At 69.3% G+C, this 25,866-nt stretch carries 25 protein-coding genes; 16 read left to right on the top strand and 9 right to left on the bottom strand.

The genetic code is table 11. The annotated features are described in order from the left end of the window. Positions 1-51: 51 nt before the first annotated feature. Positions 52-1,722: a site-specific integrase gene (locus FRAAL_RS23690; protein WP_231861274.1), complete on the bottom strand. Its 1,671-nt coding sequence runs from the start codon at positions 1,720-1,722 to the stop codon at positions 52-54. 603 nt (positions 1,723-2,325) lie between these two features. Here FRAAL_RS23690 and FRAAL_RS23685 point away from each other — a divergent pair. Continuing rightward, positions 2,326-2,898, top strand: a complete 573-nt coding sequence (locus FRAAL_RS23685; protein WP_041939702.1) for an RNA polymerase sigma factor — start codon at positions 2,326-2,328, stop codon at positions 2,896-2,898. Further along, positions 2,895-3,971, top strand: coding sequence for a hypothetical protein (locus FRAAL_RS23680; RefSeq protein WP_011606516.1), 1,077 nt, complete (start codon positions 2,895-2,897; stop codon positions 3,969-3,971). The genes FRAAL_RS23685 and FRAAL_RS23680 overlap by 4 nt, the downstream gene beginning before the upstream one ends. A gap of 86 nt (positions 3,972-4,057) precedes the next feature. On the opposite strand, the gene FRAAL_RS31010 is transcribed toward FRAAL_RS23680, so the two are convergent. Further along, on the bottom strand, positions 4,058-4,621 hold the full coding sequence (locus FRAAL_RS31010; protein ID WP_231861272.1) for a hypothetical protein: 564 nt from the start codon (positions 4,619-4,621) through the stop codon (positions 4,058-4,060). A gap of 811 nt (positions 4,622-5,432) precedes the next feature. Between FRAAL_RS31010 and FRAAL_RS35635 the strand changes: the two genes are divergently transcribed. The 7 genes from FRAAL_RS35635 to FRAAL_RS23650 all read left to right on the top strand — a co-directional run bounded on the left by FRAAL_RS35635 (position 5,433) and on the right by FRAAL_RS23650 (position 11,788). Next, positions 5,433-5,564 (top strand): hypothetical protein, encoded by a 132-nt coding sequence (locus tag FRAAL_RS35635; protein WP_256804523.1) that lies wholly within the window; start codon positions 5,433-5,435, stop codon positions 5,562-5,564. Between the two features lie 170 nt (positions 5,565-5,734). Next, positions 5,735-6,964 (top strand): IS630 family transposase, encoded by a 1,230-nt coding sequence (locus tag FRAAL_RS23670; RefSeq protein ID WP_308205969.1) that lies wholly within the window; start codon positions 5,735-5,737, stop codon positions 6,962-6,964. A 245-nt stretch (positions 6,965-7,209) separates the two neighbouring features. Beyond that, positions 7,210-7,638: a chromosome partitioning protein gene (locus FRAAL_RS23665; protein WP_083866905.1), complete on the top strand. Its 429-nt coding sequence runs from the start codon at positions 7,210-7,212 to the stop codon at positions 7,636-7,638. A 110-nt stretch (positions 7,639-7,748) separates the two neighbouring features. Continuing rightward, positions 7,749-8,135: a hypothetical protein gene (locus tag FRAAL_RS34015; protein WP_011606509.1), complete on the top strand. Its 387-nt coding sequence runs from the start codon at positions 7,749-7,751 to the stop codon at positions 8,133-8,135. Next, the gene (locus FRAAL_RS23660; protein ID WP_011606508.1) at positions 8,110-9,057 is read left to right on the top strand and encodes a hypothetical protein; all 948 of its coding nucleotides are present in this window, start codon (positions 8,110-8,112) and stop codon (positions 9,055-9,057) included. Before FRAAL_RS34015 ends, FRAAL_RS23660 begins: the two co-directional genes overlap by 26 nt. 116 nt (positions 9,058-9,173) lie before the next feature. After that, complete coding sequence (locus FRAAL_RS23655; RefSeq protein ID WP_083866904.1) at positions 9,174-11,573, top strand: type I restriction-modification system subunit M/S; 2,400 nt, start codon at positions 9,174-9,176, stop codon at positions 11,571-11,573. Further along, complete coding sequence (locus FRAAL_RS23650) at positions 11,570-11,788, top strand: hypothetical protein (RefSeq protein ID WP_011606506.1); 219 nt, start codon at positions 11,570-11,572, stop codon at positions 11,786-11,788. The genes FRAAL_RS23655 and FRAAL_RS23650 overlap by 4 nt, the downstream gene beginning before the upstream one ends. A 93-nt stretch (positions 11,789-11,881) precedes the next feature. Here FRAAL_RS23650 and FRAAL_RS33255 read toward each other — a convergent pair whose 3' ends face one another. Beyond that, entirely contained in the window at positions 11,882-12,316 is a 435-nt protein-coding gene (locus FRAAL_RS33255; protein WP_157892203.1) for a hypothetical protein, read from the bottom strand. Between the two features lie 606 nt (positions 12,317-12,922). On the opposite strand from FRAAL_RS33255, the gene FRAAL_RS23640 reads away from it, so the two are divergent. Both FRAAL_RS23640 and FRAAL_RS23635 read left to right on the top strand, forming a co-directional pair. Beyond that, complete coding sequence (locus FRAAL_RS23640) at positions 12,923-13,129, top strand: hypothetical protein (RefSeq protein ID WP_011606503.1); 207 nt, start codon at positions 12,923-12,925, stop codon at positions 13,127-13,129. 197 nt (positions 13,130-13,326) lie between these two features. Further along, positions 13,327-13,509, top strand: coding sequence for a hypothetical protein (locus FRAAL_RS23635; RefSeq protein ID WP_041939698.1), 183 nt, complete (start codon positions 13,327-13,329; stop codon positions 13,507-13,509). A 183-nt stretch (positions 13,510-13,692) separates the two neighbouring features. Here the strand turns inward: FRAAL_RS23635 and FRAAL_RS23630 are convergent, their stop codons facing one another. Beyond that, positions 13,693-14,583, bottom strand: a complete 891-nt coding sequence (locus FRAAL_RS23630) for an alpha/beta fold hydrolase (RefSeq protein WP_011606501.1) — start codon at positions 14,581-14,583, stop codon at positions 13,693-13,695. 214 nt (positions 14,584-14,797) lie between these two features. Further along, positions 14,798-15,013, bottom strand: coding sequence for a hypothetical protein (locus FRAAL_RS23625; protein WP_157892202.1), 216 nt, complete (start codon positions 15,011-15,013; stop codon positions 14,798-14,800). 90 nt (positions 15,014-15,103) lie between these two features. Between FRAAL_RS23625 and FRAAL_RS23620 the strand changes: the two genes are divergently transcribed. Further along, entirely contained in the window at positions 15,104-16,456 is a 1,353-nt protein-coding gene (locus FRAAL_RS23620) for a diacylglycerol/lipid kinase family protein (protein ID WP_011606500.1), read from the top strand. Positions 16,457-16,483: 27 nt separating this feature from the next. On the opposite strand, the gene FRAAL_RS23615 is transcribed toward FRAAL_RS23620, so the two are convergent. Continuing rightward, positions 16,484-17,860 (bottom strand): membrane protein, encoded by a 1,377-nt coding sequence (locus tag FRAAL_RS23615; RefSeq protein WP_011606499.1) that lies wholly within the window; start codon positions 17,858-17,860, stop codon positions 16,484-16,486. A 255-nt stretch (positions 17,861-18,115) separates the two neighbouring features. Between FRAAL_RS23615 and FRAAL_RS23610 the strand changes: the two genes are divergently transcribed. From FRAAL_RS23610 to FRAAL_RS23595, 4 genes are all read left to right on the top strand, one after another. After that, positions 18,116-18,463, top strand: a complete 348-nt coding sequence (locus FRAAL_RS23610) for a carboxymuconolactone decarboxylase family protein (RefSeq protein ID WP_011606498.1) — start codon at positions 18,116-18,118, stop codon at positions 18,461-18,463. Between the two features lie 88 nt (positions 18,464-18,551). Continuing rightward, entirely contained in the window at positions 18,552-20,000 is a 1,449-nt protein-coding gene (locus tag FRAAL_RS23605) for a DUF2252 domain-containing protein (protein WP_041939696.1), read from the top strand. A gap of 19 nt (positions 20,001-20,019) precedes the next feature. Next, complete coding sequence (locus FRAAL_RS23600) at positions 20,020-20,862, top strand: hypothetical protein (RefSeq protein ID WP_011606496.1); 843 nt, start codon at positions 20,020-20,022, stop codon at positions 20,860-20,862. Positions 20,863-21,043: 181 nt separating this feature from the next. Beyond that, a complete protein-coding gene (locus tag FRAAL_RS23595; protein WP_011606495.1) occupies positions 21,044-21,427 on the top strand; it encodes an SHOCT domain-containing protein in 384 nt (127 codons plus the stop codon). A 23-nt stretch (positions 21,428-21,450) separates the two neighbouring features. On the opposite strand, the gene FRAAL_RS23590 is transcribed toward FRAAL_RS23595, so the two are convergent. From FRAAL_RS23590 to FRAAL_RS23580, 3 genes are all read right to left on the bottom strand, one after another. After that, the gene (locus FRAAL_RS23590; protein WP_041939695.1) at positions 21,451-22,896 is read right to left on the bottom strand and encodes an MFS transporter; all 1,446 of its coding nucleotides are present in this window, start codon (positions 22,894-22,896) and stop codon (positions 21,451-21,453) included. A gap of 39 nt (positions 22,897-22,935) precedes the next feature. Next, a complete protein-coding gene (locus tag FRAAL_RS23585) occupies positions 22,936-24,789 on the bottom strand; it encodes a glycoside hydrolase family 15 protein (protein WP_011606493.1) in 1,854 nt (617 codons plus the stop codon). Positions 24,790-24,955: 166 nt separating this feature from the next. After that, positions 24,956-25,741: a class II glutamine amidotransferase gene (locus FRAAL_RS23580; RefSeq protein ID WP_231861270.1), complete on the bottom strand. Its 786-nt coding sequence runs from the start codon at positions 25,739-25,741 to the stop codon at positions 24,956-24,958. Positions 25,742-25,866 lie beyond the last annotated feature (125 nt).

Here is a 25,866-nt window from a genome sequence, read left to right as displayed (position 1 = left end):
GGTCTCCGGGCTGAGTGAGATCGTGAAGGACCGGGGTTTGCCCTTGGCTGGTCATAGATCAAGCTCGGGACCGTCAGGCAGTGGCCTGTCAATTTCCGATTGGGTTGCTGAAGGATCCTCCTGGGACGGGGAGGCGGCGTGAGGGCGCGCGCCTGGGGGGCGACGACGAGGGACGATCTCGGCGGCGGCTTTTGCGGCGGCTCGGTCGGCGTCGGAGAAGACCGATGTGTAGACGTCTCCCGTGAAGTGGACGGAAGCGTGTCCGAGGAGCTCTGAGACGATCTTGAGGTCGCGGGTGGCGCGGTAGGTGAGACTTGCGGCGGTGTGACGGAGATCGTGCAGCCGGATCGGGGGCAGCGGGCCGAAGTCCAGCGCGGTCTCGATGGCCTCTGCGGGCATCCGGTGCCGAGTGGCGAGCTGTTCGACACTCCACCCGTGTTCGGCGTGCTCGCGGCGGACTGTGGCGAAGCGGGCGACGAGGCGTTCGAAGCGCTGGGAGATGCCGTCGGGGGTGAGCTCGCTGCCGCCGGGATGTGTGAAGACCCGGCCTGTGTCGGTCCAGGCGGTGCCGTAGACAGCGCGTTCTTCGTTCTGGAGGTTCTGCCAGGCGGCCAGGACGTCCCGGGTGGTCTCGTCCAGGCTGATGGTCCGGTGACCTCCCTCGCTTTTCGGATCCTCGTAGATGTCGATGTCGGCATCGTCGGCGCTGGAGCTGGGTCCAGGAAGGTTGTCGAGGATGTAGATGCTGTCGTCCTCAAAGTCGATCTCGGTCCAGCCGAGTGCGGCGGCTTCCCCGCAACGCATTCCGCGGTGGGCGATGAGGTGCCACAGCGGATAGAGGCGGTCCGCTTCGGCGAAGTCCAGGAAGGCACCCGCTTGTTGCGGGGTCCAGACCATGACCGGAGAGGGTCGGGTGCCGTTGCGCTGCCAGGCGGCGACCCGTGGCGCGGTCCAGACGAGCGGGCGGACTCTTCGCGCTTTGGGTAGTTCGACGTGCTCGGCAGGGTTGTATCGGAGCTTCCTTCGTTTTACCGCGCTGTTGAGTGCGCTCACCAGGGTTGCATGCACACGGCGCAGTCGGGTGGCGCTCAGCGGTCGGCGATGTTCTGGATTGTCCCGGCGAACTTCCAGAAGCCGCGTCAAAAGCGGCGAGGGCCTCCCTTTCGGTTCCCGGCCGATCATCATGGCGGCGGCATAGAGCTTCTCGATATGGAAGTCGCGTAGATCGACCAGGCGCAGGTGCCCGAGGCCGGGCCTCAGGTAGAGACGGATGTGTTCTTCGTACGAATGCCGGGTGGAGCGAGCGAGACTTGCCTTCCCGTCGAGCCAGTCATCCAGGTAGCGTCCGACCGTGAGATCGGCACCCTCAGGTCTCCTGCCGTCACGCATCTCGGCCAGCGAAGTTGTCAGAGCCTTATTGACATCAGATTCGGTGCCGAACGGTCCACCGGTGGTGCGTCGGCGTCGACTGTCGGGCCCCGGTGGTACATCGTGGACGAACCACCAGCCGCCGTGGTCCGAGCGAGGAAGCTTGGGGCAGCTGCCGTTGAGCTTGCTTCCCGTTTCCGGATCGCGGCAACCACACCGTTTGAATATTTGGAGCACTGGCGGCTCGTTATGGAAGCCGACACCCGCCCCCACCCGCGTCGTCCGCTGGGCCGCCACAGCCAACACCGAACGCGCCGCTGAAATGATCATCGCTGGTGCCATCGCCGACGGCATCGTCGCGATCCTCGGCAGGCACCTGGCCGCAAGTGCAGACATGCACAATCACATCGAGCGTGTCCCTTGCGGTAATTTCATGCGACTTCTGGAGCACCCGTGCTGCGTTCGGACGCCCGCGGCTAACCACGGATCACCCCCCACGAGCGTGGGGAGCACATCGACCCGTTCGACGAGGCGCTGCGTACTGGCGGATCACCCCCGCGGGCGTGGAGAGCACTGCTCGCGCGTGCGGCGCTCTGACCGCTTCGACGGATCACCTCCACGGGCGTGGGGAGCACGCCGACGACGGCACCCCCAAGCTGTCGCAGCTTCCTGAAAACTGACCCCCTGTAGGGCCACGAAAGTCGACGTCTCGCGCGGGGTTCCGCCTGGAGGGGTCCTCCCCACGTCCGTGAGGGTGATCCGGACTGGCGACCTGGCGGCGGGTCGACCGGTGGGTCCTCCCCACGCCCGTGGGGTGCATGCGACGATCTCAGCCCGGTCGGGGCCAGCGGCCCGACCGGGCGGAATGCTGGCTCCACGGTGGTGGTCGGGTGGGTGGGGTTGTAACTTCGGCTGCCGGTCGGACCTGTAGGGGAGATGCCTGAGGAAGGATCTTCCGTGCCCCCGCGTTCCGCCGTGACGCTGTTCGAGGCGTTGTTCCAGGACCATCACCTGGCTGTTCTGCGTTTCGCGCGGCGTCGGCTGGGTGAGGACGCTGCCGCGTGGGACGTGGTGTCGGAGACCTTCCTGGTGGTGTGGCGGTCGTGGGAGAAACGGCCGCCCGACGCCGCGGAGGTACTGCCATGGCTGTATGCCATCGCGGGTAACGCAGTACGCAACCGCCGCCGGTCGCAGGCGCGGGCCGTTCGGCTGACCGCCAGGCTGTCTATGACGGGTTCGGCGGCCACGGCTGATCCGACCGTCGGGGTGGATGTTGTCGCCGACGAGGCCATTCGCCGTGATCAGGCTGTGCGCGTCCTGGAACGTCTGTCGGAGGACGACAGGGAGATCCTGACCCTCGCGGTGTGGGAGGGCCTGGACGTGGCCGGGCTCGCGACCGCGCTGTCGGTCTCCCCGGCCGCCGCGAAGGTTCGACTGCACCGCGCCCGCCGTCGGTTGGAGGCCCTCATCGAGGGGCCTGTCCCCGCAGACGTTTCGCCGTCTTCTTCTGCCCTGGGAAGGTCTCGATGACATCGACCGACCACAACACCGACGGCGTCGCCGCCGAGGACGACCTGCAGGCCGTCCGGTTGATGCTGGCCGGCACGGATCCGTTTCCGCGGCGGCCGCCGACTCGTGCGCAGCGGCGGCGGGCGGCAGAGGTGTTGCGGACGATGCGGGTCTCAGCGCCGTACTCGCCTGGGTGGCGGGGCCGGATGCGGCCAGGGGCGGTGGTCGCCTCCGCGGCCGCTGTGGTGGTGCTGGCTTTGCTGCTGACCGCGGTGAACGTGATCGGTGGGCGTGACACGGCCACGGCGGCGCCGCTGCTGCCGACGCCGCTGTTGACCGCGACCGCTGGGGATCGGCAGGCGGCGGTCGGGGCGCTGCTGGCTGCCGCGCGCGATCAGCGGACCGCCCCGGTCGTGGGTGTCGGACCTGTGCGCTACACGGTGCGTCAGACCTATGGCTTGGACGTGACCGTTGCCCGGCGGAAGGCCACCACGACCGCCACCACCTACCTTGTGGCCGAATGGAGACGACCGGACGGATCGCGGCACGTCGACCGGCTTCTGCAGCAGGTCGACCGGGCCGGGCACGATGTCGGTGGCCCGCAACCCGCTCCGGCCGGGCACGGGCCGACCGAGATAGCGGCTGCGGCAGGCGAGGTTCCGTTGCCCACCGATCCCGGCCGGCTGCGCGCCGCCCTCGAGGCGCCGGTGCGGGCCCAGGGCCGCATCCCGAGCGGTACCGACGTCGCCCGTGCCGTGCTGGGGCGGCTGCGTGAGGGTGACACGAACGCCGCGCAGAACGCGGCGCTGTTCGAGGTCCTCGCCGAGACGCCCGGTGTCTTCGACGCGGGGAGGGTCACCGACCGGGCGGGGCGCGACGGGCGGGCTGTCGGTGTGCAGGTTTCGGGACCGGAAAGCCTCGCCACGGCGTTCGGTTATCTGCTGCTTTCTGACGACGGGGAGGAACTGACCGTCGAGACCGTCTACCTTCCGTCTGCGCCGCCCGGTCTGAAGCTGCCGGAACGCCCCACCGTGGCCGACTACACCCAGTTCACTGTGCAGCGGCAGGTCCCGGCGGTAGGGGAAACCCATTGATGCCCTGGGGGCCGGTCGCAGCCCGTTCGCTGCGACCGGCCCGGGATCAATCACGCCCGCACACCGTCAGGCTCAGTGAAATCTCCTTAGCAGCCCGGCGCGGGCGGGTTCGACGGGTTCTGCAGGAAGATCTGCGACGATGGGATATTGATGTTCGGCTGGCCGGTGTACGGCGCGATGTAGTGGCAGGAGCCTCCGCTGCCCCACCGCAGGTAACCCTTGCAGCTCATGCTGATGTTGTCCCAGGACCTGACTGTCCAGGGCACACTGACCCACTGAGAAAGGTTTTGCCAGTAGCCCCAGTCTCGGAATGCTAGTGCGTACCCACTATAGTTGGGGGCGTCGACGATGTAGCTGTACTTGCCCGGGGAGCAGTCGTAGCCCTGGGTAGTCGCCCCCCCGTCGGCAGTGCTGGTGTAGGCGTCCGCCTCCTTTCGGGAGTCGAAGCAGTGGACCTCGGTCGGCGTGGTCACGACGCATACCTTGGCGCCGTTCCAGGTGTCCTTGTTCCACGAGAGGACCTGACCGTTGTAATACTGAACGATCTTTCCGTCTGAGGGGGCGACCGACGCTGCCTTTGCGGGTGTGGCGGCCGCTTCGGAGATGACGGGCGCGGCGGAGGCTGGCGCAACAAAAGTGACGACCCCCAAGCCAACTATCGCTAGCAGCGAAAGAAGAAATGCGCCGAGGCGTCCAAAATTTCGAATACCAATCAAGTGTACCCCAGTGTCCTAGAGATTGAATGACGGTCCGGGGTAAGGCTAGGGGTGCGCCAGGCGTGGTGGTCGTCTCTGTGAATTATCTGTCGAGTTGCGGGAAGGTTGAACGACCCTTGCCTGCGTGTGCTAAAAATGGCCTCACTTCTTTTGCGGCATGATGGCATGCCGCATTGTTGCAGATTATCCGGTACTCAAGGGAGCCGCTTTTGCTTGCTGTTCGCTGTGCGCGTACGGCACGCCGACGTGACAGCGCCCCGGTTCTCCTGCCCGTGGCCGACCCCGTCGGGCTTCGTAGGTGATCAGCTTGCGGTCGCGTAGACTCGTGAGCGCGGCGCGTACCAGTCGGTCACTGGCGATGCCGGAGTATTCTTGGATCATCGCGACGGACAGCACGCAGGTTTGTTGCGATCTTGCCGCCGTCTCGTGCAGCACTGCTGCGAACACGCGCCACTCGGCGCGCCCGAGGGGCGGGACCGCCTTGGCTGCACCCTCCAGCACGGCTCGGATCGCTTCGTCCCAGATCTCGGACTGCCTCTGAGGATCTGTTGCCTGAACGCTCTCCACCAAGTGACGCCCCAATAGCTATGGAAATCGAATTTGGCCGACGTGGTGATCATTTAGCGATCCCCTGTCTCAGGTCCGGCTGCTCTGGGTCGGTTACAGCGGACTTCAAGATTCTTTCGCGTCGAGTTGACGATCATGTGTCCAGCATGCGGCTCGCTGAACGTTGAGACTGTCGTACGTGCGCGTTCGACGGCGGCCGCTGGAGGCCTACCACGACCAACATCACTGCTACGGCACGCTGCTGCTCATCTCGGGGACACTGCTGGCGGGCGCCGTGCCGCAATCGCGTGGCAGGCGTCATGACCTGTGACTGGAGCGCAGCGAGGAGCAAGGTCGACCCTGGCAGACTCCTGCTCGGACCAGGTCTGGCTCACAGTTGTCGCTCAGCTCGCTGATAGCGATCAGTCGGTGGAGGACCACCGAAGATTCCCAGGCCGGTGTCCGTAGGACGTGACTCCGGACCTAGTGCGCTGACCATGAATGTTTTCGGGTTGTGAGGACACGCCGGGCGGGGTGCTGGGGTTCGGGTGGTGTCGGGTGCAGCGTCGGGATCGGTGGTTGATGCCGATCTGGGAGGTGAGCCCGGTGGGAGGACAGTCGGTTCGTGCGCGGCGGCTCAGTGACGAGGAAGGTCAGCGACTGCAGGCGATCGTGCGCCGTGGGCAGCATGGTTCGATCCGGGTCCGCCGAGCCATGATCATAATGGCGTCGGCGAGTGGGACCCCGGTCCCCGCGATCGCGAACCTGGTCCAGGCCGACGAGGACACGGTCCGGGGGGTGATCCACCGGTTCAACGAGATCGGTCTGGGAGCGCTGGACCCTCGGTGGGCGGGAGGCCGTCCCCGCCTGATCAGCTCTGCCGACGAGGCGTTCATCGTCGCGACGGCCCGCGCCCGCCCAGCGAAACATGGTCAGCCGTTCACCCACTGGAGCCTGCGCAAGCTCGCCGCCTACCTGGCGGACAACCCCGAGCGGACGGTCACCGTGGGCCGGGAACGGCTGCGGCAGATCCTGCACGCCCATCGGATCTCCTTCCAGCGGACCCGGACGTGGAAGGAGTCCACCGACCCGGACAAGGACGCGAAACTCGACCGGATCGAGTACCTCACCGCGGTCTGCCCCTACCGCTGTTTCGCGTTCGACCAGTTCGGACCGCTGTCGATCCGCCCGGCCCACGGAGTCGGCTGGGCAGATCAGGGGCATCCGGACCGGCTGCCCGCGACCTACCGGCGCACCCATGGGATCCGCTACTTCCACGGCTGCTACTCCCTCGGCGACGACCAGCTGTGGGGCGTCACCCGCGAACGCAAGGGCGGCCAGAACACGCTGGCCGCCCTGAAATCGATCAGAGCCGCCCGCCCCGACGGCGCCCCGGTCTACGTCATCTGCGACAACCTGTCCGCGAACACCACCCCGAAGATCCGCCGCTGGGCGGCACGGAACAACGTCGAGCTGTGCCTGACCCCGACCTACGCGTCGTGGGCGAACCCGATCGAGGCCCAGTTCGGACCCCTACGCACCTTCACCATGAGCAACTCGAACCACCCGAACCACCCGAACCACCCGACGCTCGCCCACCGACTGCAGGACTACCTGCGCTGGCGCAACACCTACGCCCGCCACCCCACCGTCCTACAAGCCCAACGACGCGAACGCGCCCGCAGCGAACGCCAACAACACTGGGGACGACCCCGAACCCAAGCCGCCTGACCAACCCGAAAAAGATCGTGGTCAGCGCAATAGTGGACACGGCGCTCGGTGGGGCGCGTGTCGATGTCTGAAGACGTCTGCACTGATGTCTGGACTTGCGTGCACGGTGAGCCTCGGTGGCGCGGGCAAGTCCCGGGACGCGGCCGGAATCTTGCCTGTTCGTTCCGCTGTTCCTCGAAGGGTGGAGGATGGTGCGCGCACCGTGGCTGTCCTGGTGCGTACGGCGGTCGGATCGGGGGAGATGGATGACGGGGATTGAGGTGGCGGTCGGGGTGCTGGCCGCGTGGGCGCTACGTAAGGCCCGCCGGGTCGGCGGCCGGGTCGACGCCGAAACCGATCGGGTCGTCGATGCCGGTCTTGACCGGGTCCACGATCTGGTGAGCCAGGCGTTGGGCGAGGGCGACCCGGTCCTGGCCCGCGTCGCCGAAGAAGCCCAGAACACAGGGGAGTTGTCGGCGCGGACCCGGCAGCGTCTGCAGTTGGCGTTGGAAGACGCCACCGACCACGACCCCGCTTTCGCCGCCGCGCTCGCCGAGGCGGTGGAGCAGGTCCGGGCCGCCGCCAGCACCAGCGGCGGGCACACCCTCGCCGGGAATCTGTTCACCGGGCCTGCCGCGATCCAGCAGGGTGATCACAACCAGCAGACCAACACCTTCGGTGCCTGGCCCGCGTGACGGGCACGCCATTCCCCGGCCCCGACCAGCCTGACCGGCCCGGTCAGCCTGACTGGCCAGGGCAGTCTGTTCGGCCCGGGCCGGGCAACGTTTTCGTCGGCCCTGCCGCGATGCAGCAGGGCGACGGCAACACCCAGCACAACTACTTTCCGGGCCGGCCGGCGCCGGTGTGGCCGGTCCTGGTGGGGCGGCCTCCGGCGTTGGCGTCGGCATTTCAGCCCCGGAAGGAGCTGCGGGATCAGGTTGTGGCTGCCCGTCGCCGTGGTGAGGACGTGGTCCTGGCCCAGGGTGATACCGGACGCGCCGGCGCGGGTCCGGGCACCCGGGTGCTGGCGGGTGGGGGTGGGGTCGGGAAGTCGCAGCTGGCGGCGTGGTTCGCCCACGACGCCTTGGGGCAGGGCGCGGACCTGGTGGTGTGGGTGGCCGCCGGTCAGGTCATCGACATGTACGCCCGGGCGGCGGTGCGGGTCGGTGCGCCCGGCGCCGACCGGCGCTGACCTGGTTGCGGACGCCGGGGCGTTGCTGGAGTGGCTGCGCACCACCGACCGCAGCTGGCTGGTCGTCCTCGATGACCTCACCGACCCGGCCGACCTCGCCGACCCGACCCGCCATGGCGGCTGGTGGCCGCCGCACCGGCCTGGCGGATGGACCTTGGTCACCACCCGTCTGCGCGACGCCGCGCTGGCCAGTTCCGGGCGGCGGCAGGTCGACGTCGACGTGTACGCCCCGGGCGAGTCGGTGGCCTATCTGACCGACCGGCTCACCGACGCCGGCCGGCCCCATCTGCTCGACGCGCGCGCCGCCGACCTGGCCGCGGCGGTGGGGCACCTGCCGTTGGCGTTGTCCCACGCCGCCGCCTACATGATCAACCAAGAGGAGGGGTGTACGGCCTACCTGGTCCGCTATGCCGCTGGCGGGCAGCGGCTGGACGCGTTGATGCCGGCCGGCCGGGGTGCCGGCCCGGATGGCTACGACCGGCCCGTGGCCGTCACGCTCCTGCTCGCCCTGGACGCCGCCGACCTGGTCGAGCCCGTCAGGCTGGCCCGCCCCGCGCTGGCGTTGGCCGCGGTCTGCGACCCGGCCGGTCATCCCGAGGCATGGTGGGCCACGCCCGCGGTCACCGGCTACCTGTCCGCGCACCGTACCGGCGGCGACGGCCAGCCCGTCACCGCCGATCAGGCACGCAAGCCCCTGCGGCTGCTGCACCGTTACGGCCTGCCGGGACGGCAATACCCGTTGCCGACAAGCAAGATTGTCGAATGGCGGCAATGGATGTTGCCGGACAGGCAACGGTGCTTGTCGTTCACCGCCTTCCGGTGGCCGTCTCCCCACCAGGGCGCCGACCGCCGAGGCGGTGCGCGGACTTGCGGCGATACTCGTCCTGCTGTTAACCCCTGGTGCGGGCGGCCACGACGCTAGAAGTCCCTGTTACGCAGCTAGATGAGATATTGGTGGCTGCCTCACCGCGCGGCGGTCGAGTTGCGCAGTGCGATGCGCGTTTGCCAAGGTGTGTCCTGTTCCGTGACTATGTCGTCATGCCTTACGACAGCACACCGCCGCCGGGCCGTGCGCATGCGTGGTCGGTCGCCCCGGAGCTTCTGGCCACCCGCAGACAGATCTCCCAGTGGGCGGGGGTCAGCCGAGTCGCGGTGACGAACTGGCAGCGTCGCCATCCGGACTTCCCCCAGCCGAAAGACGACGGTGGGATGGAGCGATTCTCCCTCAGCGAGGTACTGGCCTGGCTGTCCGCTCGCCGTGTGCCCGCCGCCCAGCGCCGCGGTGGTGAACCCGAGGGCATCACCTACGCCGACCGGGTACGCCGCGCGGTAAGGCCGGGCACCTCGCAGGACAGCACCACCCCACGCCACGGCGGCGAATCCGAGGGCACCACCGACGCCGGCCGGGTACGCCGCGCGGTAGAGCCGGGCACTTCGCGGGGCAGCACCACGGAGGAGATCCTCACGGAGTTGTTCGGCCCGCTGGGACGCCGTGTCCGTGGGAGCGCTTCCGCCGCGGTCTACCTGCATCTCGTGACCGGCCTGCTGTTCCTGCGCCACAGCGATCCTGCGTCCTGGGCCGGGCTGCGCGACGACGTCCACGCCGCCAGCGACAGGCAAAGCGACCCGCAACGGCTGATACGCAGGATCGGGGGGCGCATCGAGGCGGCCCGCGCAGCCCAGGGTCTGCCCTCAAGCCCCGGGAAAGCCCGCACGAGCTTCGCTGCGCTCGGCGGGCCGGCCGCGGAGGACCTCGGGCAGATCATGCGACGGTGCGAGGACCTGCCCCGCACCGTCTTCGGTGACCTGCTCCGCCACTACGAACTGTGGGACACGCACAGCGGCCCGCCCGCCACCACTCCACGCTCCCTGGTGGAGCTGATCATGGCTCTGTTCGTCCGTGCGGGCGACCAGGTTCACCTGCACGACCCGTACGCGCGGGCAGGGGAAATGCTCCTCGGCGCGTGGAAGGCGGCCGGGTCGGTGACGCTGTCCGGCAGCGGCGCGGACCCGGACCTGTGCCGGCTGGCCGAGATGGGTATCCGCCTCAGTGGCGGCCAGGCCCGGCTGACACCGGGTTCGCCGACGCCCTGGCGGGAGGCACCCGCGGCGCTCGCGGATCTGATCGTGACGAACCCGCCGTTCAACGCGACCTCCACCCGCGCCCCGTACGACACCTGGCTGTTCGATCCGCCACCCGCGCACAACGACAACTACGCCTGGCTCCAGCATGTGCTGGCATCACTGGCTCCCGGCGGGAAGGCCGGCGTCGTCATGCCCAACCGCGCGGCCGCCTCCGACGACGACCGGGAACAGCGCCTGCGCCAGCACATGCTCGACACCGGCACGGTCGAGTTCATCGTCGCGCTGCCGCGGCAGCTATTCGCACCGACACGGGTCGCGGCGATGCTGTGGGGACTGCGTGCCCCCGGCACACGGCCTGGTGACGACGTGCTGTTCCTCGAGGTGCACGGCCGCGGCCAGGTGTCGGGGCAGCAGCGGATCCTCACCACCGCGGAGATCAGTACGGTCGTCGCCTGCCTGGAGCAGTGGCGCGCGTGCCCCGCGGACCTGACCGGCCCCACCTGCGTCACGTACGAGGGTGTGTCGGCCCGCGCCGTGCCGCGAACCGAACTCGCCCAGCACGGATACTCCCTAGACCCCGCCGACCACCTCGCGGCCCGCACCGCCCCAGACCGGCCGGCCTCGACACCGCACCGGCCGATCAGAATGCTGGAAGAACAGCTGTGGCTGGCCGAACGCGCCGACGCGAAAGTCCAGGACATCAGCGTCGATCCCGGCGTCACCACCGTCGGGGATCATCCCCCTGGCTGGTCCACCGTCCCGCTGAAAGAGCTGTGCGACCTGCAGTCCGGCCCCTCCCACCAGACGGCACGCCGGCTGCGTGACACCGAGCGGGGCCTCGGGCTGGTCGCGCCCCGCGACCTGGTGGACCGCCGGGTGCGCACGGACACCACCCGGCGGATCCACCCGGAGCAGACCGACGGAATGAGCCGCTTCACCCTGCGCGAGAACGACATCCTGTTCGTGCGGACCGGCACGGTCGGACCGCTCGCGCGCGTGGACGCCGCCCAGCAGGGATGGCTCCTGGGCACCAACCTCATGCGCCTACGCGCCCACGACGGTGTGGACCCCGCCTACCTGCTCGCGGTCCTGTCCGCCCGAGCCGCCCAGAGCTGGATCGCCCGACGTGCACAGTCAGCGACCGCGATCCCCTCGATCAGCACCAGCACCCTCGGATCGTTGCGACTGCCCCGCCCACCACTGAGCGAACAGCAACGCATCGGTGCGGTCCTCACCGACCTCGACAACCAGATCATCGCCCACCGCGCCCTGGCCGACGCCGCCGACCGACTACGCACCGACCTCGCCGACCACCTCACCACCGGCCTGCTCACCACAACGGAACTGCGATGAGCAGCGCCCCACCACACCAGCCAAGAACCACCCGCATCCTCCTGACCCTGATCGCGGTCCTGCTCGGCGTCATCGCCGCGCTGACCGGGACCCTCCTACAAATAGCCGATCACGCATCCGTCCCGGCCGCGATCCAGTGCGGCGCATGCGCCTTCGCCGGCACGGTCATGCTGGCCCTCACAGTGCTCCACTTCCTGACCGACAACGGCATCTGACCCCCGGGCCACGCATGACCGACGACAACGCTCCCGTTTTTGATCTTTTCGGGGAGACGAAGATTTCTCGCGCAAGATCGCATGTTCTGGTCGTCAGTGGGTGTGATGAGCGGGCCAGGGGTCGTCGGGGGGCTGGTCATGGCGGACCTGGTGGTCGGCGAGACGGGTGTGCAGGCGAGGGTGAAGGAGTTCGGGTGGGCTGTAACGGGGCGGAGGGCGGCGGTCCCAGGGATCGTCGGAGAGTACGGGCAGCCATGCGTCGCTGGCTGGTGTCGGGGGTGGGGCTGGTGGGGGGAGGAAGCGGTTCCAGCGTTGGCGGGCACCTTGGCGGGTGCGACCGGTGGCCCGGCCGATCTGTGCCCAGTCGGCGCCGGCGGTGACGGCGGCGAGGACGGCACGGTCGAGTTCGCCAGCGAGGGCCTGCTGGGCTCGGGTGAGCGCGGTCAGGTAGTCCAGGGCGCCGGCATGGGGGTCCTCGGTGGCCGGGTGCGCGGCGAGTAGTTGCCAGACGGCGTCGAGATCACCCACGGCGGGGACGATAACCGGCCTCGCGGAGGCGGCAATGACAGTTGCCCCGGCGGGGGACAAATGTTGTCGTGCCGAGAGAAAACCTGTCCGGCGACCGGCCGCGTAAGGCAGGCAATCACGGTTGTCGCATTTTCCACGCTCCGCGGGGACAACGCGAAACGACCACTGTTTTCGCACCGTCACCACTACTCGTGGTGACACGCACTCACTGCTATTGACAACGTCCGTTGTCGCTGGCAGCGAGTGCGCCGTGCGGGCCGGCGAGGGGGCACCAGAAATCGGACACCGCCACTAATGGGAGTGTCCGATTTCTGGTGCCCGCCTCCGGTCTCGCAGCGGCGAGCGCCACGACCCACTGGGCTGGTGGCAACTTCGATTGCCGAACAGTCGGCAATCGAAGTTGCCGCCCGGTGAGGGTTGCCGTCCCCGTTTCCCGCTCCCGTGCACCCCACCGCCCCCAACCGGCCCGGGTGCCATGGGCATGCCGTGGCATACCCGGCGGGAGGCGAGCCCCAGGTACCCCGCCTTCCCCCGGCGGGTGCCCGCACTGGCCGCGGCTGCCCGGCCCTCGCTTGGCCGGCCGATGACAGTGCGCGCAGGACAGCCATGAGCACCGTCGCCGCCGGCATGGCCGCGCCCCCGGCCCTGATCGCCGTCGTCCTGGTCCTGCGCTACCTACCCGACGCGGTCCTGACCCTGCTCGCAGGAATCACCGCCCTGTTGAGTCGCAACCCCGTACGCGTCCGCCGCGCGATGGCCGTCCTACGTCTCCTGCGCGCCCGAGACGACGAATCCCCCGAACCACCATCATGATCACGCGGAGGGGATTGGACGATGCCGGCGAGAGCATTCAGGCCTGTCAAAAATCAACCGGTCTCCGGCAAGATCCATTAGGTGGCCGGGGAAGATGCCCCCGCCGAGACCTCATAGAATCTGCAGCGCCGTGGGGGAAGCGCGGCGCTTGGCGCGATCAAGGCGTCGGGCAACCTCGTGCCCCTCGGGAGTGCTCCGTGCACATCGGCCTCACGGTCGTCCTCGCAGCGACGGCGATCGTCGCCATCTCCGTCGTTGCCGGCTTGATGAACGGCATCCTGCATCGCGCCGACGGGGCCAACCTGCCGGCCGCGGTGCGCGCCGGCGGCCGGGCTGGATTCGCCGTCCTAGTGGCCGTCGCCGGTGTCGCGGGGGCCTGACTAGCCCTGTAACTTCCCCGACCCGGTGTCCGCCGCAGACCCCCGCAGGGGTGCGGGAGGCCCGCAGCGTCGCCAGCACGTCCAGCGCGGTGGCGGCGGCCTGGGCGAGCTGGACGTGGACCGCGGGCTCCGGCACGGCCCCCTCCGGCTGTCGCGGACAGTGGGATGCCATGAGCGGAGGTGTCACGTCGTTGCGTCAACGGCCAGGGCGGCGGCGAGGGCGTCTGGGCGTTGCAGCTCGGGGAAGTGCCCCGTCCCGGGCAACCGGTGGATACGGACAGAGGGGACGTGGTCGCGGAGCGTCTGCGGATCGCTGCCGCGGTGGGACCGGTCGGCGTCGCCCCACAGCAGGGTGACCGGGACGGTCGGCGCCAGGGTCGGGGCGGGGCCGTTGAGGTAGGTCTGGAACGCGGTGGCGAGGGCGAACGTCGCCCCCGCGGCGAACGCGGCGTCGCTGTGGCGGACGAGCGTGGCGGTCAGCGTGGCGTCGGCTGTGGCGGCGCGCAGCCAGGAGCGGGCGACCAGCGGCGCGCACGGCCGCAGGAGGAGCTGGCCGACCCCCGGCCAGCGCAGCGGCGATCTGCGGGCGACGGAGTCCCGCCAGGCGATCTCCTGTGCCCAGCTCGGGGCCTGCGTGAGCACGAGACGGTCGACCAGGTCGGGGCGGCGGGTGGCGATGTCCAGGCCGAGGTAGCCGAACGCGCAGGGAAACACCAGCCCCATCGGCGCGCCGCCGAGGTCGGTCAGCAAGGCCTCGACGACCCGGGCGGTCGCGGCGAAGGAGCCGTCGAAGCCGGCCGGCGGGGTTGAGAAGCCGAATCCCGGCGGTTCGAGGACGACCACCCGGTGACGCCCGGCGAGCCGGCTGATCACCTCGCTGTACGCCTCCACGGTGACCGGCGGATCCGCGACGAACACCACCGTCCGCCCCTGTCCGACGTCGCGGACGCGCAGCAGCGCACCGGCGGCCTCGACGACGCGCACCCCAGGTGTCCGGGCCGACGCGGGCAGCCCGCGCCGCAGCGGCCGAGCGAACCGCTCGTCGATCCGAGGTCCCCATCGCGTCGCCGGCACCCGTCCATGTCATCAGACTGGTGCCGGCCAGCATCGACCGGAGCTGGTAAAGGCGAAACTAATCCGACCGCCTGCGGGACTTGGCTCGTCGCGGACGCCGGCGAGACGGTCTTGTCCGCTGACGCCAGCCCCGCCCCCAGGTCCGGGCGGCCCTGCTCGACGAGGGCGTTTACCTGTATCGAGCCTGCCGGCTCGGCCGCCTCAGCGATGTCTCCTACCCGGCCGAACCGGTGTTCAGGGAATGTTCCACAGCCGTACTGTCCGGCCCAGCGGCGAGGGCAGCGGCGGCGGCCAGGTCGAGGGCGAAGGCATGGGCGTCGGGCTGGCGGTCGGCGGGTTTCTTCGTCAACGCCCGCATCACCACCTCAGCGATGCTGTCACGGTGCAGCACAACCGCCGCCGTGTGCATGGTCGGGGGACCCCTGGTCATGGAGGCACACCGAGGGCTGAACGGGGTACGCCTCGCGAGGAGAACCTGATCCCGGCGGGGCGGCTGTGAAGCCAGGAAGGATGGGTAATCGTGCATTTCGGGATCATTCGCCGGGCGGGGCGGCGGCGGGCGGGAGCGTCGGTGTCCCGCTCCCGGCGGGTGGCGGCTTCGGCCGCGTTGGTGAGCTTCGCCGCGGTGGTCACTGTTGTACTTGCCCGGCTGATCGACCGGCCGATTGCCCTGCCGGTTTCGGTCGCCGCCGTGACGATCGCGTTGGTGGCGGGCTGGACGGCGCTGGTCGGACGGGGGCTGCGCCGCCTGATCGCGGCTGTCGTGGCTGCCGTGACACTCGGCGGCCTGATCGCCTTCGCGGGGGTGGTCGGCCTGACCACCGCGCTGGTCACCGCGGGCCTGCTCGTCACGTCGGGAACCGCGGCGCGCGGCGCCTTCGGACGACACCGACCCAAGGGGCTCATGGTCGGAGCCGCGCGGCGCGGCGTGCTGCTGGTGAACCCGCGATCCGGGGGTGGCGCCGCCGACCGCCACCATCTCGCTCAGGAGGCCGCCCGGCGCGGGATCACGGTCGTTACCCTCACGGAACACGCTGATCTCCGTTCCCTCGCCGAGGACGCCGCCGACCACGGAGCCGACGTGGTGGGCATGGCGGGCGGCGATGGTTCGCAGGCACTGGTCGCGGACGTGGCGCGGCGGCGCGGGATGGCGTTCGTCTGCGTCCCAGCCGGTACTCGTAACCACTTCGCCCTTGACCTTGGCCTCGACCGGAAGGATGTGGTGGGGGCGCTCGACGCGTTCGACCACGCCGTCGAGCAGCGCGTGGACCTCGGTCAGCTCGGTGACCGCGTGTTCGTCAACAACGTCTCGTTGGGCGTCTACGCCGAAATCGTGCAGTCCGACAGCTACCGTGACGCGAAGATGGGAACGGCGGCCGCGATGCTGCCCGACCTGCTGGGCGTGGACCGCGCACCGCCGGATCTTCGCTTCACCGGCCCGGACGGTCAGGCCGGATCGACCGCGGACGTCCTACTCGTGTCGAACAACGCCTACCAGCTGCACAGCCTTGGTGGTTTCGGTACCCGCCCCCGGCTCGACAGCGGCCGGCTTGGCGTGGCGGCGTTGCGCGTCGATCGCGCTCGCGACCTGCCCGCCCTCGTCGCGCTCGAGTCCATGGGTGCCATCAGCCGGTTCCGCGGTTTCCACCAGTGGACCAGCCCCACCCTGCGCATCGACTCCGCGCGACCGGTCAGCGTCGGTGTGGACGGGGAGGCGCTGCGCCTGCCGCCACCGTTGGATCTCCGCCTGCTTCCGGCGGCTCTACGCATTCGGATTCCCCTGCACGCGCCCGGGGTCCCGGCCGCGCGGCCGGGTGTCTGGGGGATGTTCCCCGCGCTGGTCCGCATCGCCTTCGGCCGGTCGCCGGCCTGAACCGGGCCGTGCGTATCGGCGTGGGTGTCAGGTGGTCGGCGGCCCCACGACGCCGTCGGAACGCCTGCCCTCGGGGCTCTCGGGACCGGGTCGGGTCGTGCCGGCGGCGGCAAGGACACCCAGCGCAACCAGGGTGAACAGAACTATCACCAAGACGAGGGCGACCGCTGACGGGGTCGGAGAGTTCCACAGCGCCAGGGCCAGCGCCCCGGCCCCGACGACGATCCCGCTGATGAGGCGGCGATGCCTGGCCAACCATCGGCCCGCCGCGCCGGTGCGCACACCCACCCGGGTCGCGGCCCGACCGAGGGCGCCGGTGGCGTGGGCGGCGCCGGAGCGGACGGCCCGGGCGCCGCGTCCCGGCCCGAAGAGATAGCCAGCGACCACGATGATGATGGCTATGGTCAGCCAGGTGAGCGCGCTGTCTCGCAGGAAACGGACGAGCGTGTCGTAGATGGCCGCTGCCGCGTCCCGCGGCTGGGTGTCGGGCGGGACGGAGTCCAGATAGACCTGGCGCATGATGGCCAGTCCCACGAGCAGCACGATCATCGCCACGCCGATTCCGATGCCCGTGGCCATGAGACCGGCGCGGTGCGAGGGCGCCAGCCACACGCCCAGCGCGGCGAGTACCACGACCGCGACCGGCAGCCAGCGGCCGAGGACGGCGAGTAGACGCAGGGCGTCCTGAGCCCCGGTCAGTTTGTCCGTCCGCAGGAGCACGATCTCTCGGTCGACGTCGGGAATCCTGCTCGCCTTCTCGAAGCCGGCGTCGGCCAACCGCTTCTGCACACTGTCGACGACCGGGCCGATGTCCAACACGATCGTGTCGTCCTTGGCCTGCACGGCGCGCCCGCCCTTACCGGTGAGAACCTTCACCACGGCGGCATGTGCCCGGCGGTTGGCGTTCTCCCATACCGCGGAGAACTGGTCACTGGTGACCACTCCCTGCACCACCTGATGTACCGCGCTGGTCAGGGCGGTCTTCAGCGCGCCGGCCAGTGTGTCGGCGTGGTCCACGACAACGGGGGGAACCCCGTTTCGCGCGAGGACGCCGTCGAGCGACGCGGTGACCTGACTGACGTCGACGTTACTGACGACTCGGTCGGTCAGACGATCGATCACCAGGTTCTGCACCGCGGGGTCGGTGGCGAGCGGGGCGACGGTAGCGACGTACCGGTCCGTGTCGGAGATCGTCGTGGCCGCCCAGGCGGCGACCACGCCGAACGGCGCCAGCACGACGGCCAGCAGGACCAGCAGGGACGCCCCGACCGTGCGTAGCCGGTCGTGCCGCACCGCCTGCGCGCTGCGCAGCCGCTCGTACTCCGCCCGCTCGCCGACGGACAGGGGGCGCCTGTCGTCCGAATACGCCGGGCTGCCGGAGCCGCCGCCAGCACTGGCAACCATGGCGAGCCCTCCTGCTTTGTGCCTGGGGCGGCCGCCCCCACGGTCCCGCGGCCGCGTCTTTCCCTGCGAGGAGTAACCATAAGCTGCCGGCCGGCGAGACGGGAATGCGGCGCCGAGAAACTCCGGAAAAATAATGAAATCCACTTCCTTCGCGTCGATCCGTTGACGTCGCATGTTTGCGAGCCACCGGCCTCGGGCAGCCAACCAGGAGGAAAATTTCCTCGAAACGCATCTGGTCGAAGCAAGGGGAGAATAATGACGACACAGGCTCCTGAGCGGACGCTCGGCGCGATCGCGCACGGCGACGCACCAGTATTCGAAGAGATCGTGCAGATGCACCTGGACACGCTTGAGCGCTCGGGCCTGGACGAGCGCACCTACCATCTCGTGCGCCTGGCGGCGCTCGTCGCCGTGGACTCGGCGCCCGCTTCCTATCTGATGAACCTCGCCGCCGCCCAGGAGGCAGGCCTCACCGCCGCCGATGCGCAGGGCGTGACCACCGCCATCGCGCCGATCGTCGGAAGTGCCCGGGTCGTGTCGGCCGCGGGAAACGTCCTGCGCGCACTCGGACTGGACGAGATCCTGAACGAGAATCCGGAGTGACGAGAACCCGGAACGGCCGGAGTGACGAGAATCCAGAATGGCCGGAGTGGCCGAAATCCAGAATAACGGGAACAGTGTGAGGCAGAGCATGGTAGCGGTCCTCAGCCCGCCGCCGGTCGCGGCCGGTTCGCGGCCACGGCTGTCCGCGGGGTCCGAACAGCTCACGCCGACCGAACGCGCGGCCCGGGGAAAGCGCGCGAGGGGCCTCGCCCCGCGCCGGATCCACGGCGAGTACGCGCCGACGTCGGGCCGGGCCGATCCGGTCGACGTGATCGAGCGGCAGTCGCAGACTCGGCTGCCCGAGCTCGTCCCCCTGCGCTACCAGCGCATGCTGGAGTCACCGTTCCGGTTCTTTCGCGGTGCTGCCGCAGTCATGGCGGCGGATCTTGCCGGCACCCCGGTCTCCGGGATCGACGTTCAGCTCTGCGGCGACGCGCACATGCTCAACTTCCGTCTGCTCGCCTCCCCCGAGCGCCACCTGGTGTTCGACATCAACGACTTCGACGAGACCCTTCCCGGCCCGTGGGAATGGGACGTGAAGCGGCTGGCCGCGAGCCTGGTCATCGCAGGCCGGGGTAACGGGTTCGCGCCGGTGCGGCGGCGGGCGGCCGTCACCGCGGCGATCGGTGCGTACCGCGCCTGGATGTGCCGGTTCGCGGCCCTGACCAACCTCGACGTCTGGTACGCCCACATCGAAGTGGATCAGCTGCGGGCCCAGCTCGGGGACGTGCTGGGACGGCGCTACACCAGGCGCCTGTCTCGCGCGGCCGCCACTGCCCGGTCCCGCGACCGGCTGCGGGCCCTCGCCCGGTTGACCGAAGTGACAGACGGTCAGCCGCGTTTCGTCTCCGACCCGCCGCTACTCGTCCCGGTCCGCGAACTGCTCCGCGGAGCGCAGCGCGACCTGCTGACGGATCAGCTCACCACCATCATCGACGAGTACGGCGCCACCCTGGTGGACGACCGGCGTTTCCTGCTCGCCCAGTACCGGCTCGTCGACGTCGCACGCAAGGTCGTCGGCGTCGGCAGCGTGGGTACCCGCTGCTGGGTGGCGCTGCTGCTCGGCCGCGACCGCGACGACCCGTTGCTGCTGCAGGTCAAGGAGGCGCAGGCGTCGGTCCTGGCGGATCACCTGCCCGCGAGCCGGTACGGCAACCAGGGGGAGCGGGTCGTCGCCGGACAACGTCTGATGCAGGCCGTCGGGGACATCTTCCTCGGCTGGCAGCGGGTGGACGGCATCGACGGGCGGCGGCGCGACTTCTACGTCCGCCAGCTGCAGGACTGGAAGGGCGTCGTGGTCCCCGAACGCCTGGACCCCGACGGCCTCGCCCTGTTCGCGCGGCTGTGCGGAGCGACACTCGCCCGGGCCCACGCCCGCTCGGGTGACCGCGTCGCGATCGCGGCCTACCTCGGCGCCACAGACGCCTTCGATCAGGCGATCACCCGGTTCGCCGAGGCCTACGCCGACCAGAACGAACGCGATCACGCGGCGCTCGCCGAGGCCGCGCGGTCCGGACGGATCAGCACCGCAAGCTGACGGGCGGGGGTGGGGACCCGTGAAGCCACGTGGCGGGTTTCGGGACAGATGGCGCGGGTCCTCGGCGGAGAACCTGGCCCGCCAGTTGCGGGAGAGCGATCTGATCAACGGTGCGATGACCCTCGCCGCGCTCATCCTGATGCTGTTCTTCCCGTTCCTCATCACGCTGGCGGCGGTGTCGCCGCTGCGCCCCGGCGGCGCTGCCGAGATCATCATCAGGCGGATGGGGCTGAACCACGATGCCGCGATGGCTGTCGAGCGTCTCTTCACCCCCCACGGCGGCGGCGGCGGATCCGCCCAGTCCGAGTGGACCGTCCTCGGCGCGCTCTGGCTGACCCTGGGCGGACTGAGCCTGGCCGGGGCGGTGCAGTCGGTGTACCTGCGGGTCTTCCGGATTCCGGCGTTCGGCCTGCGCGGGGTGCCGGCTCAGGTGGTCTGGCTCGCCGGACTGATCGTCTTTCTTGCTGGTACCACCGCCACCGGGGCGGTGCTCACCGGCACGGCAGTCGGCCAGGTATGCCAGGGTCTGATTGTCGTCGCCGCGATGGGACTGCTGCTCTGGAGCGGTACCTGGATTCTCGTCCGCGGGCGGCTGGGCTGGCGGGAAATCCTGCCCACGGCCGTGTTCACCACGATCGGCCTGACCGGCCTGGGGGTGGTGAGCCGGCTGCTGTTCTCGGAATCGATCGTCGAGAACGAGCGGAACTACGGCGAGATCGGAGTCATTTTCACGTTTCTTTCGTGGCTGATCGGGTTCGGAGTCGTTCTTACCGGAGGGGCGATCGTCGGCGGTTGGTACAACGAGCAGGGCCTGTCCGTCCTCCGCGTCTTCAGGCGACGCGCGAGATCCTCATCCGAGTGATTGCCGTGTCCGCCACGGTCGACGCACCTGACCTGTTCGCCGATCCACCCCGACACCGGGGACAGCTTCTCCCTCATCTCCCCGCCAGGACCGCGAAACGTGTGGTGACGCGCAGTTCGGGTAAGTCTTTCAAGGAGACATCGCTGGTATCCGATTTCGACCTGCGCAAGGGGGCTTCATCATGGATTATCCGCTCCTGTCGGCCTTCTGGACCATGTTGCTGTTCTTCGGGCTCACACTGTGGTTGTACCTGCTCTTCGTCGTCATATCAGACATCTTTCGCAGCAGTGACCTCTCCGGCTGGGGGAAGGCCGGATGGCTGACCGCCGTCATCATCCTCCCGCTTCTGGGCGTTCTGGCCTACACCATATCCCGTGGCGATTCGATGGGTGAGCGGGCAATGGCGAACCGGCAGCGGCAGCAGGCCTTGTACCAAGGGTTCCAGCCGTCCGCTGTGCAGTCCCAGGGGGTTGCCGACGACATGGCGAAGCTGGTCGACCTCCGGAGGAATGGTGAGATCAGCGAGGAGGATTTCCAGCGAGCGAAGTCCCGCGTTCTGACCTGAGCCCCGACCCCGAGCGAGATCAGTCAGTCGTGCGGGTTGACCTCCGGCCGGCCGCCCGCCGGCGAGTCGGCCCCGGAGGTGGTCCGGGACATCAGCGCGGCGACGACCAGGCCGACGACGCCGAGGACGGCGAGGGTGGCCATGGCGGTGGCGTAGGCGTTCGTGGTCAGGCCGGCGACGAGGATGGTGCCGGCGATGGCGGTGCCGAAGGAGGAGCCGAGGTTCGAGATGCTGCGGGAGAGGCCGGAGATCTCGCCCTGGCGTTGTTCGGAGAAGGCGGACTGGACGACGTTGACCGAGGGGGTGAGCATCACGCCGAGGCCGAGACCGAGCAGCAACAGCCCGGGAACGAACGCCCACGGGCTGCGTGATCCGGCGACCAGGCCGATCAGGAGGACGATTCCGGCGACGGCCAGGGCGAACCCGGCCGTGATCAGAGTGCCCTGGGAGCGACGTTTCGCGAACCGTTCGGCGGCAAGCGACGAGGCGAGCAGACCGACAGTGGCCGCCGTGAAGATGAGGCCGGTCCTGATGGCGTCGTAGCCACGCACCACCTGGAGGTACGTGGCTACGGTGAAGGACGAGCCCATGAGCAGCAGCCACTGGATGTTCTGGGTGACGAGGCCGAGGTTCGCGTTTCGGTTGCGGAACAGACTGGTGGACAGCAGCGGTTCCCGGCCGGCTCGCTCCTCGACGCGCACCCAGTGCAGGAATCCGGCCAGCACGAGCATGCCGGCGGCCAGGAGGGCGGCCGTGCGGGCCAGGCTGTCGTCGGCGGCGAGGATGCCCATGACAACGAGGGTGAGGCCGCCCGCGGACAGGACCGCGCCGGGGATGTCGAAGTGACGGTGCGGGTCCGGCGGAAGCGGGTCGGGGACGGACCGGCTCAGCGCGATGATGAGCGCAATGACCAGGGCCTGGAAGGCGAAGGCCGCGCGCCAGCTGATCGCGGAGGTGATCAGGCCGCCGATGAGTGGCCCCGCCGCCGCCCCGAGGCCGCCAGCAGCCATGATCATTCCGAAGGCGTGGGCGCGGGCGGTGAGGTCGGTGAACAGCAACGTGGTGAGGATGTAGACCGGGGGGATCAGCAGGGCGGTACCGACGCCTTCCAGGATCGAGTTGCCGACGAGCAGCACGCCCACACCTGGCGCAGCGGCGCTGAGCACGGCCCCTGTCCCGTACACCGCGAGCCCGATGAGGAAGCAGCGTTTGCGGCCCAGCAGGTCGGTCAGCTTGCCGCCGGGGATCATCAGCGCGGCCATGACCAGGAGGAAGACCGTGATGACGACCTGAACGGCCTGGACGGTCGTGTCGAGGTCGCGACTGATGTCGTTGATCATCACATTCATGTTCGACCCGGCGAAGCTGCAGATGAACTGCGCGAGCGCGAGCGGTGCCAGGACTCGTCGGTCGGTGCCGGCCGACCGTGGCGGGGTGCGGGGACCTGCGTCGGGCGTCTGCTCGGTCATGGTCGCCGCGTACCTCGCTTCCCGTCGCGCTGCCGGCGGTCAGCGAGCCGGGTGCTCGGCGCGGTCGAGCTCCTCGTCGAGGGCGATGGCGGCGTCGATGAGCGCGAGGTGCGTGAAGGCCTGGGGAAAATTGCCGAGCTGTTCACCGGACGGTCCGATCTCCTCGGCGAACAGGCCGACATGGTTGGCGTAGGTGAGCATCTTGTCGAAGGCGTAGCGGGCCTGGTCGAGGCGCCCGGCGCGGGCGAGGGCCTGCACATAGAGGAAGCTGCAGAGGTTGAAGGTGCCCTCGGAGCCCCGCAGGCCGTCGGGGGACGCGGCGGGGTTGTAGCGGTAGACGAGGCTGTCACTGACGAGTTCGTCGCTCATGGCGTCGAGCGTGCTCAGCCAGTCGGGGTCTTTCGGGTCGATAAAGCCGACGCGGGGCATGAGCAGCAGGGAGGCGTCGACGACGTCGGTGTCGTAGTGCTGGACGAACGCACGGCGCTTGTCGTTCCAGCCACGGTCGATGATCTGCCGGAAGACCGTGTCGCGGGCCGTCTGCCAGCGGGTGAGGTCGGCGGGACGGGAGTAGGCGGTCGCGAAGCCGATGGCCCGGTCGAAGGCGACCCAGGTCATGAGTCGGCTGTAGGTGAAGTTCTGCCGGCCGCCGCGAGTTTCCCAGATACCTTCGTCCGGGCGGTCCCAGTGGTCGGTGAGCCAGTCGATGACGGCGGTGAAGGCGTTCCAGCCGCGGATTCCGCCGATGTCCCTCGCCTCGGCGAGGGCGTAGGCGGCCTCGCCGTAGATGTCGAGCTGAATCTGGTCGGCGGCGGCGTTGCCGGCTCTGACCGGCGCGGAGCGGCGGTAGCCCTCCAGATGGTCGAGGATCTCCTCGGTCAGGTGGGGTTCCCCGTCGACGCGGTACATGATCTGAAGCGGTTCACCGGACGCGGTCCAGCCGGCGTCGAGGCGCTCGCGTAGCCAGCGGCGGTAGGCGTTCGCGTCGTCGGTGAAGCCGAGAGTGGTCAGGGCGTGGACCGACAGGGAGGCGTCGCGGATCCAGGTGTACCGGTAGTCCCAGTTGCGTTCGCCGCCGATCTGCTCGGGCAGACCCATCGTGGCGGCGGCGATGGGAGCGCCGGTGGGAGCGTAGGTGAGCAGTTTCAGGGTGATCGCCGAACGGGTGACCATCTCCTGCCACCGGCCTCGGTAACGGGAGGCGCGCAGCCAGGTCAGCCAGAAGGCGCGGCAGGCGTCGAAGGAGGCGGTGATCGCCTGCATGGTGGGCGGCGGACCGCCGGGGCGTCCGTCGCGGGCGGCGGCGTCACCGCTGTCGCTGGTGAGGACGACCGCGGCCAGCTCGCCGGCGTCGAGGGTGAAGCGCGCGGAGACGTCGTGGCCGTCCGGATGGAACGCGATCGGGGCGGTCGCCTGCACGTGCAGATCCATGTCAGGACCGTGGAACACCACCGATCCGTCGTCGAGCTGGCGCAACGTGTGGGACGCGCGACCGTAGTCGAACCGCGGCCGGCAGACCAACTCGAAAGGCAGACTGCCGCGAACCACCCGGGCGACCCGGATCAGCCGATGCCGCGCCGACGGGGTGGTCGAGGGGTCGGGCTCCATGAAGTCGAGCACCTCGCCCACCCCGCCCGGGGCCATGAACCGGGTGACGAGCACGGCGGTATCGGTCAGGTAGAGCTGCCGGACGCCGGCCTCGTGGGCCTGGCCGAGATCAGCGGCCAGGCGGCAGTAACCGCCCCGATCGCTGTCGAGCAACGAGGCGAAGACACTCGGCGAGTCGAACCGCGGGGTGCACCACCAGTCCAGGGTGCCGTCGGCGGCGACCAGCGCCGCGGTCTGCAGGTCGCCCACAAGCCCGTGATCCGCGATCGGTGGGTAGTCGTCCATGGTGGTTCCTCCCGCGGTCGTCACAGACCATGAGCAGGCCCGACGGCCCCAACGTCCATCCTCCGTCCCGTGGACCACCACCGCACCTTCACCGCAGGTGGCAGGGACGGCCGCCATGACAACCGCCGGACGGCGCCACCGAGAAACCGGGGCAGCTGCACTCTGCTTACCCGGGCTGCTGTGGTCGGAAGGGGCGCTGGTGTGGCGTGTCGGTGATGACGAGTGCCGTGGACGGGGGTATCTCCCGCCACACCCCCGGTAGCTCGCTCAGCGGCTCCGAAAGGACTGCGCGAGCGTGGGCGGGTATGCGCCGCAGACGTTCGTGCTCGGGGTAGAGCATCCGGATCGCGTCGACGCTCTCAGACATGTACAAAGTGTTGACCACCGGCCCGCTGGCGTATCTGGCGGCGAACAGTGTCTCGCCGTCGGCCAGTCCGACCGTCATCTGCAGGGGCTCGGCAACCCCCGCGGCGGCTCCGGCGCTCTCGACGAAACCGGCCATTCGTTCCAACCCCCCGACGGGGTCTTCCTCCAGCCCGAACGTCAGAGCAAGGTGGAACATCACCTCGGAATCCGTGGAGCCCTTTATGTTGGCGAACAGGTCAGGGCGGACGGCCATCAGCAGGTCGCGGCGAAGCAGGTCGAAGCCGTCGATGTATCCGTTGTGCACGAAAAGCCACTTCTGGTAGCGGAACGGATGGCAGTTCGTCTTCTGTACCGGCGTTCCGGTACCCGCCCGCACGTGCGCGAGGAACATCGGGGAACAGATCTCGTCGGCCAGTTCCCGAAAGTTCTCATCACCCCACGCGGGTGAGTCGCTGTGGAAGATGGCCGGGGTCCTGCGCCGGCTGTACCAGCCCAGACCGGTCCCGTCGCCGTTCGGTTCGAGCAGGTCCGGACCATGTCTGACACTCTGGGCAATCAGCGATCTTTCAGGCTCGTACAACAACACCCGTGGGACGATCGGCTCGCCCCGGTACCCCATCCACCTGCACATGTAGCCCTCCCGTCTGCTACGGCAGAGGTGCCCACGCGGCGTCGAGGCAACCGCCGCTTTTACAGCCAGTACAGATCTTG

Origin of the sequence: Frankia alni ACN14a (assembly GCF_000058485.1) — a bacterium.
Taxonomy (GTDB): domain Bacteria; phylum Actinomycetota; class Actinomycetes; order Frankiales; family Frankiaceae; genus Frankia; species Frankia alni.
Note: the sequence above shows the minus strand (reverse complement) of the source record. Positions and strands in the feature narration are given on the sequence as shown.

Coding starts and splice junctions, on each gene's coding strand:
- FRAAL_RS23610 (WP_011606498.1), top strand. CDS start 18,116: ATGACGACACAGGCTCCTGAGCGGACGCTCGGCGCGATCGCGCACGGC.
- FRAAL_RS23665 (WP_083866905.1), top strand. CDS start 7,210: ATGACGGGGATTGAGGTGGCGGTCGGGGTGCTGGCCGCGTGGGCGCTA.
- FRAAL_RS23670 (WP_308205969.1), top strand. CDS start 5,735: ATGTTTTCGGGTTGTGAGGACACGCCGGGCGGGGTGCTGGGGTTCGGG.
- FRAAL_RS23605 (WP_041939696.1), top strand. CDS start 18,552: ATGGTAGCGGTCCTCAGCCCGCCGCCGGTCGCGGCCGGTTCGCGGCCA.
- FRAAL_RS23585 (WP_011606493.1), bottom strand. CDS start 24,789: ATGGACGACTACCCACCGATCGCGGATCACGGGCTTGTGGGCGACCTG.
- FRAAL_RS23640 (WP_011606503.1), top strand. CDS start 12,923: ATGAGCACCGTCGCCGCCGGCATGGCCGCGCCCCCGGCCCTGATCGCC.
- FRAAL_RS23595 (WP_011606495.1), top strand. CDS start 21,044: ATGGATTATCCGCTCCTGTCGGCCTTCTGGACCATGTTGCTGTTCTTC.
- FRAAL_RS23625 (WP_157892202.1), bottom strand. CDS start 15,013: ATGACCAGGGGTCCCCCGACCATGCACACGGCGGCGGTTGTGCTGCAC.
- FRAAL_RS23690 (WP_231861274.1), bottom strand. CDS start 1,722: ATGCCGTCGGCGATGGCACCAGCGATGATCATTTCAGCGGCGCGTTCG.
- FRAAL_RS23615 (WP_011606499.1), bottom strand. CDS start 17,860: ATGGTTGCCAGTGCTGGCGGCGGCTCCGGCAGCCCGGCGTATTCGGAC.
- FRAAL_RS23655 (WP_083866904.1), top strand. CDS start 9,174: ATGCCTTACGACAGCACACCGCCGCCGGGCCGTGCGCATGCGTGGTCG.
- FRAAL_RS23680 (WP_011606516.1), top strand. CDS start 2,895: ATGACATCGACCGACCACAACACCGACGGCGTCGCCGCCGAGGACGAC.
- FRAAL_RS34015 (WP_011606509.1), top strand. CDS start 7,749: ATGCAGCAGGGCGACGGCAACACCCAGCACAACTACTTTCCGGGCCGG.
- FRAAL_RS23650 (WP_011606506.1), top strand. CDS start 11,570: ATGAGCAGCGCCCCACCACACCAGCCAAGAACCACCCGCATCCTCCTG.
- FRAAL_RS23590 (WP_041939695.1), bottom strand. CDS start 22,896: ATGACCGAGCAGACGCCCGACGCAGGTCCCCGCACCCCGCCACGGTCG.